The following is a 7626-nucleotide window of genomic DNA, read 5'->3' on the forward strand; positions in this document are numbered from 1 at the left end:
TACTGATCCTGGGCAACAACTGTGTAGGGTTCCTCCCCAATCACTATGCGGCCCAGTGGGTCGCGGCTGGGGACATGAAGCAATTGATCCCCAGCAAGATGACACTGCGTTCGAAATTCAGTGCCATCTATCGCAAGGCCACGCCACCTGTCATCGTGCAATCGTTTCTCGCTGATCTAGAGCGATCGCGCCGAGAACTCGCTGCGGATCGTGCTGAAGTGGCAAAGCCAAGCTCTGATTTCGCTGTCGCCAGCCCAGCCGCTGCGCGGCGCCTTGATGACTGATCCAATGCTCGGTCGTAAGAGCGACATCGCTGCCATTCCAGATAGTGAACAGGTGCGGCTCTGACCACGGCACCTGCACCTGGTCCCGGCGTTCTCGGTCACAGCGACTGCAACCGTAGTAACTGACGCAGCAACCACGCGGCATTTTGGGGACACCACGCTCCAGCCAGGCGTCGCAGTGCTCTCTGCGCATCAGCAATGTCATCAGATGTAAACCCAAATGACATCGATAACATTTGTCAGCACAGTGTGGACTGACAGTCCGGCGGCGGCCGCGCCGGCTCTCGGAAACGCCCACAACGACCAGGGGAGACAACCCATGCACCGCGACCGACCCGCATCACTCAATGGTGATCGTCCCCCCTACGACCTCTTCCGCCCGGGCACCCAGGCGCCAGCGGTGAACATGAGACGAAGGACCGCTTCGGCCGGACGCCGGTTGCAGAAGCGATGGTTGAGCTAGCAAAAGCGCTTCATCGCTGATCACCGGCATGCCAGTGCCGGGTCTTCAGTCCAGCGGCGTGGCATGTCCAGGGACGAGAGAGGCAGAGCGCTGCCCATTGCACACCACCGGGTGTAAGCGATTTCAATGTCCCTGAAATGAGGCTGCTGCCAAAAAACGGTGCATCAATCGCCGTTTGCAGACGTAGGCTGCGCACCCCGAGCAGTTTGAGCAAGGAGCAAGTTGCATCATGACGAGCGGACCCGTTGACGAGATGGCCCACGGCCCGGTAACGCAGTTGCTTCGACAGTGGTCCGACGGCGACGGCCAGGCGTTCGAGCGCCTGATTCCGCTTGTGTATGACGATCTGCGTCATCTCGCGCGCCGCCATCTGCGGGGCGAGCGCTCAGGCCACACCCTCCAGGGCACTGGCCTGGTCCACGAAGCCTTCCTGCGTCTGGCCAAGGAAAGCGAAGTGCAGTGGAAGTCGCGCTCGCAGCTGTTTGCGCTGGTCTCCAAGCTGATGCGCCACATCCTGGTCGACCATGCCCGCGCACGCCAGACAGGCAAGCGAGGCGGCGGCCAGATCGCCGTGAGCCTGGAGGAACTTCATGAGTTGCCCACGGATTGGGACCAATCGATCCAGGCGGGCGAGCTGGCACTCAACATCCTCACGCTTGACCAGTGCCTGCAACGGCTGGAACGCCTCGACCCGCAGCAGAACCAGGTCGTTGAGCTGCGCTACTTCGGCGGGCTCAGCATCGACGAGACCGCCGAGACGCTGGGTATTTCTCCGGCCACGGTGAAGCGGGAATGGGTGACGGCGCGGGCCTGGCTGCTGCGCGAAATGGCGCGGCCTGCTGCTGTCGCCTCGCGCCGGGAAGTTCTTTCCGCTGTCGCGCCGGCATGAGCTTGCACTGCCGTCCCGGGAGGCAACGGCATTGAGCGCATCGATGGAAGCCGAGCTGTGGCAACGGGCCAAGGCAGTCGTGGCCGACGCCATGGAGCGTCCGGCGAGCGAGCGCAAGGCTTTCGTGCGGCATGCCAGCGCCGGCGACTCGACGTTGATGCGCGAAGTCGAAGACCTGCTTGAAGCCGCCGGCGCTGTGGCAAGTCCCCTGGATGCGCCGCCCGCTGAATTCATGCTCGAGGCGCTGGGGCAGCGCGCGACCGGGACATGGGTTGGGCGAACACTGGGTGCCTATCGGCTCGTGTCGCTGATTGCCCGCGGCGGCATGGGCGAGGTGTACCTCGGTGAGCGCGCTGACGGCCAGTACGAGCAGCAGGTGGCGGTCAAGGTGATGAGGGCGGATGCCGACCAGGCCGTTGCCCTGGAACCGTTCTGGGCCGAGCGGCGCATCCTGGCCTCGCTCGACCATCCCAACCTCGCCAAACTGATCGACGCCGGCGTCACGGGCGACGGCGCGCCGTGGTTTGTCATGGAACTCGTTCAAGGCGACGCCATCGACACCTACTGCGACGGTCGCGGGCTTGGCGTGGAAGATCGGCTGCGGCTCTTTGTCACCGTCTGCCAGGTGGTGGGTTATCTGCACGGACGCGGCGTGGTGCACCGCGATCTGAAGCCGAGCAACATCCATGTGCGCGGCGATGGCACGGTCAAGTTGCTGGACTTCGGCATCGCCGAGCAGCTGCATCCGGTGCAGGCCGACAACCAGCACACGGATGGAATCCACCGCATCCTGACGCCCGAATACGCCAGCCCCGAGCAGATCCGCGGCGAGCCGGTCACGCCGGCGAGCGACGTCTTCTCGCTGGGCGTGGTGCTGTATCGGTTGCTCGCCCGGACGAGTCCCTATGCTCGCGGCGTCGGCGACGTCTCGCCGGGCCAGGCCATCCTCGAAGACGGCCCGCCTTGGCCAAGCCGGGCCGTCGATGCCAGCCTGACCGGTGCCGGCACACTCAGGCGGCAGCTGCGCGGTGGCCTGGATGCGGTGGTGATGAAAGCCCTGCACAAGTCGCCGGCGCAGCGCTATGCCAACGCGGCGGAACTGGCTGACGATCTCTCCCGGCACCTGCAAGGCCTCGCGGTGCAGGCTCGGCCCCATGCGCGGCGCTACCGCATCGGCCTCTTCCTGCGGCGCCACCGTGTGGCGCTCTCTGCGTCCCTGCTGGTTCTCGTGGCCGCCTCCACCGTGGCGGCCTATGAGGCCTACGAAGCGCGCCGGCAGAAGGCCCGTGCGGAGCAGCACTTCGCCGACGTCCGCAAGCTGGCCACCCTCATGCTGCGCGACCTTCAGAAGGCCATCGCGCCGCTGCCAGGGGGCACGGCGGCGCGGCGGATGGTCGTGCAGAACGCGCTCGACTCGCTGCGGCATTTGAGCGCCGAAGCCGCCGGGGACGCTGAGCTGCAGATCGAGCTGGCCGGCGGCTACCGCAACATCGGCGACATCCAGGGCCGCCCGTACTCGGCCAACCTCGGTGACCCGAAGAGCGCGCGCGACAGCTACGACCGCGGCATCGCGCTGGTGAAGAACCTCGTCGGCAACCCGCGGGTCGCCGAGCCGAGCCAGGCCCATGCCGCGGCCACGCTCGCCCAGCTGTATCAGCGCAAGGGCACGCTGCTGGCCTCCCAGGATGACGACGCCGCGGCGGAGTCACTGGTGGCCCAGGGGGTCGAGCTGATGGACACGTTGGCCGCACATGGCCAGCTGGATCCCGATCTGCAGACCACCCATGCCGCGATGCATTCCCAGCTCGCGCAGGTCCAGCGTTTCGTTGACAAGGTGGAGCCCTTCTTCAAGAGCCTGGCAACCGCCCGGCGCCTGTATCTGGCCATCCTCGCTAGCCGGCCTGGCGATGAGACGGCCACATCCGGCCTGGCCACCACCTACCTGGAAGAAGGCACCTACTACTTCGAACGCGATGAGGAGGCTGCGACGGTGCAGCTGGCCATCGCGGCGTTCCGGCGCGCCCTCGAGCTGCAAGGGCCGGTCGTGCAAAGGCATGGCGATGATGCGCGCCTGCAGCGCAATTTCGCGGCCCACCACGCCAATCTGGCCGCGGCCCTGATGCGCGCCAAGCAGCCACGTGACGCGGCCAACGCCTACCGGCAGGCGGTCCAGATCCTGTCCGAACTGAGCGGCCGGGACCCCAGCAACGCACAACTGCGCGCCGAGGTGGCCATCGTCACCGGTTCGATGAGCCGGGCGCTGCTGGCCAACGGCGATGCGGCGGCCGCCGTAGCAGCGGCGCAGCGGGCGGTGGAGGGCTACAACAGCCTGCCAGAAGGCTCATTGCGCGACCTGAACACACGCTACAAGCAGGGCGTGGCCCACTACCTGCTGGGCCAGGCGCTTGCCGCCGGCCACCAGAACGCCCGAGCATGCGCCGCGTGGCGACGCAGCCTGGTCATCCTGCGCGACGTGCAGAGCCGCAACGGCATTGGCCGGACCGACACCACGCCGGCCGTCGTGTCGCAGTCACTGCAGCGCTGCGACTAAAGCGTATCCAGCTGAAACGCCATGAGCCGGTCGCTCCGCGTTTCTCGCCTTATGCGGTATCTGGAACTGATGCGCAGCCGAGGTGTTTGGCATGGGAATGTTGATGTCTTTGGGAGCGGCGTTCGGCCGTGGCGACCATCCGCTTCCGCCCGGAGCGAACGGCACCACGCCGGTATTGCTGCACGACGAGCCGCCAGGGTTGCAACGAGACCTGACCCAGCCGCGGCTGCAGCCGGCGCTGCTCGTCGCGCTGATGGCGGCAGAGACACCCGAGCTGCGCCAGCGCTCGGTGAAGGCGCTGCTGCAGTCGCTCGGCTTTGAATGGCTGGGCTACGGCTGTTTCAGCCAGGCGGGAGACCGCCCCGTGCCGCGGTCGTTCTGCACGACCTACGCGGATCCCGCCTGGACGGAACGCTACTTCGCCGAGACCTATCACCTGGTCGACCCGCGGTTGCAGCGCGTGCCCGAATCCGGCCTGCCGGTCATGTGGACGCTGGACGAGCTGCAAGCCGAGGCCGAGACGCCTTCCTACCTGCAGGGCCTGCGCCAGCGCTTCTTCGACGACCTGCGCGCCACCGGTGCCGGCAGCGGCGTGATGATGGGCCTGCCGAGCTTGCCGGGCCGTGATCGGCACATCATCAGCCTGATCTCGAAACGACCGGGCCGCGACTGGATGACCGATGCGGTGCTGGGCCAGGTCCTGACGCTGGCCCTGTGCCTGCACGAGTTCTACAGCCGCTATACGCTGGCACCGCAAGCGGACGGCCTGCGCAGCGCCGCCGGCGCGCTGACGCCGCTGCAGAACGAGATCCTGGCGCGGCTGGCGCGCGGCCTGCCCGACAAGCTCATCGCCGCGCAACTCGACCTCTCGTTGCACAACGTCGATTACCACATGCGCCAGCTGCGCAAGCGCTTCGGCGTGCGCAACCGCCTGCAGCTGATGCAGGCCGCGCTGGGGCCGGCGCCTCACGCCGCCTGAGCCCTGACGGCGGCCCGCACGGGGCCGTTGCGCCGACGGCTGAACGCGGTGGCGCAACGCCGTGCCGAAGCGGCACGGGTGCACATCACGCCTTCGGTGCGTGATACCCATCGGGAAGCACCAGCACATCGCCCACTTCGATGTAGTTGGGGTTCTGGCCGCCGCGCGCGTTGATGGGGCGCTTGTCGCTTTCCATGCGGTCGTTGAGCCACAGGTTGTGGCCATAGATCCACTCCACGACCTTGGGATCATTGCCGGCGATGCTCCAGACGCTCTCGTCCGCCTTCACGGTGTAGGTGTTGCCGCGTGCGGTCTTCGACGTGTCCACCGGTGCGGGCGGCGTGTCATCGGGCTTGGGCAGGGGCGGCGGCGCCATGCCATGCGCCTGCAGCCAGTTCTTCAAGCCCTCACCCCCACGGGCAGACAGCCGGATGTTGACGTCGGCCATGCAATGGATCTCGCGCGACTTCGGGTTGTAGTCGATGAAGTAGTGCGCCTTGTTGGGGTCGTTGACCTTGGCGGCGCCGGGTGCGGCCGCGATGTCCTTGTCGTAGACCCAGCTGCCACCGCGGTAGTAGGTCTGCGTCATCGGATCCTCGAAGCGCTTCTTGCTGCCGTTGTAGGCCACACTCGAATAGGACAGGTCCACCTTGGTCGGGTCCTCGGGCAGGGCCAGGAAGGCCTCGTAGTGCTCCGGCGCCTGCTTGTCGGTGTCGTATTCGGACGCCTGGCGTACCTGCTCCAGCCGACCCGTGCGCTGCAGCTCGTTGACCCAGTCCACGAACTTGTCGGGGTCGCCCTTGGCATCGCTGTAGGCATCCAGCAGCCCCTCGGCCAGCGACTCGCCGCTGAGCCAACGGTTGAAGTTGGCCTTCAGCAGGTCGCGGTCGGCAAGATTGTCAGCAGCGCCGGGCGACATGCCGGCGGCGGAGAGGAAGTCTCGATCCACCGATTCCAGCTGCTTGTGGATCTTCTGTTCATTGCCGTACCAGTTGACCAGGTCGGTCGCCGTCCAGGCCATGGTGGCCAGCCAGCCTGCAGGGCCGGCCTCCATGAAGGGGAGCTTCTTGGCCATGAACTTGCCGACGGCCTCGTAGATGTTCGCCGGCGTCATCACCGCCTTCAAGCCGAAGCGGCCGAGCGCGTACTTGTTGACGGCGCCCTCGATAGCCAGCTGCGCCGCCTTGATCGGCCCATCGCGCGTCACAGCCGCGCCACCCTGTGCGGCGATCCGCTTGGCCTCCTCGGTGGTGACCAGCGGGTCCTTCAGCAGGTTCCAGGCCCCCTTGAACTCGAGCGTCGAGATCGCGACGTCGTTGGACAGGTTGACGGTGGCGGTCCAGAAGTTGCGCTGGTCCACCGGCTTGCCATCGACGAAGTTGTTGATCTCGCTGTTCACCCGGCTCGCGTCCCACACCGCAGCGTCGGCATGCAACAGGCCGAAGAAGCCGATGGACTTCCATTCGGCGGTGCGGGTGAACTCGCTGCCGCGCTCGATCGTGCTGAGGCTCGGCAGGCCCCTGGTGTCGTTGAGAACCCTCTGCATGCTCGGCGGCAATGCCTGCGCGCCCTTGTGCGCCAGCGCGGCGCCGGCCTCGAGCACCTTGATGCCCGCGAAGCCCCCCACCAGCCCCAGCAGCACCGGCTTGCGCCAGGACTCGCTCGAGTCGAACTTGAGGTTGTGATAGAGGTAGTCCGTGAACCACAGCTGCGTGACGCCCACTGCACCCCAGCTCGCCGCCGCCGCCGGGCCATGGTTGCCCAGCCGCCCATAGCCAGCACCGTAGACACCTTTGAGCTTGTTGTTCTCGATGGCGTTCTCGGCGAAGTCGCCGGTCCACTGCAGGTACAGGTTCACCGGCACCACCCCTGCAGCCGCAGGCGGTGTGATGCCGGCGTCGCGCATCCAGTTCAGCGACGAATGCACCGACTGCTCCTTGATGCGGGTCGAGGCGGCATCGCTGCCCATCAGCATGGTCTTGGTGTAGTCGTCGTCCAGCAGCGCCTTGCGCTTGTCGTCCACCTGGCTGTAGCCGTCCTGCTTGCCCAGCCTGTCGTCCTGGCCATAGAAGGTGACCATCTCGGTGTCGCGCAGCAGCTGGTAGCCGCGCGCGTCCAGGGTGCGCTTGCCGTCCTCGAAGGCCTTGGCGAAGTCGGGGTGCTGCTTGATCACGGCCTGCAGCGCTTTCTGCTGCTGCTCCTCGGTCATCAGCTTGCCGAAGCGCAGCTGCGGCACTTCAAGCGCGGCCATGTCCTTGTGCTTGTCTTCGAACAGCTGGCGCGAGTTTTTCTTCAGGTCGTCCAARCCCTTGGTGGTGCTTTGCAGGGTTTCCTTCGCGAGGTCGACCTCATGCCCGCCGGCCGGGCCCCAATCCATCTTGAACTGGAAGTCCTTTTCCTGCCTGGCCGTCTCCAGAGCCAGCGTCGCTCCTGAACCGTTGGCGATGGCGCGCTGGAAGC

General features: G+C 66.3%; 4 protein-coding genes and 1 pseudogene. 4 read left to right on the top strand and 1 reads right to left on the bottom strand.

Annotated elements, in window-relative coordinates; translation table 11 throughout:
• The 4 genes and pseudogenes from AC1DU6_RS14245 to AC1DU6_RS14260 form a co-directional block, all read left to right on the top strand.
• Positions 1–284 (top strand): annotated as a pseudogene (locus AC1DU6_RS14245) (hypothetical protein); the annotation flags it as partial.
• 716 nt (positions 285–1000) lie between these two features.
• Positions 1001–1636, top strand: a complete 636-nt coding sequence (locus AC1DU6_RS14250) for a sigma-70 family RNA polymerase sigma factor (protein WP_457326022.1) — start codon at positions 1001–1003, stop codon at positions 1634–1636.
• A 43-nt stretch (positions 1637–1679) separates the two neighbouring features.
• Positions 1680–4187 carry a serine/threonine protein kinase gene (locus AC1DU6_RS14255; RefSeq protein WP_477857856.1) on the top strand — a complete coding sequence of 836 codons (2508 nt, stop codon included), beginning with the start codon at positions 1680–1682 and terminating at the stop codon, positions 4185–4187.
• A 103-nt stretch (positions 4188–4290) separates the two neighbouring features.
• A complete protein-coding gene (locus AC1DU6_RS14260; RefSeq protein WP_162247741.1) occupies positions 4291–5166 on the top strand; it encodes a helix-turn-helix transcriptional regulator in 876 nt (291 codons plus the stop codon).
• Positions 5167–5251: 85 nt separating this feature from the next.
• Here the strand turns inward: AC1DU6_RS14260 and AC1DU6_RS14265 are convergent.
• Positions 5252–7626, bottom strand: a 2375-nt coding sequence (locus AC1DU6_RS14265) for a LysM peptidoglycan-binding domain-containing protein (RefSeq protein ID WP_477857858.1), incomplete at its 5' end; no start/stop codon positions are given.

This window comes from Roseateles sp. P5_B10, from assembly GCF_056400485.1.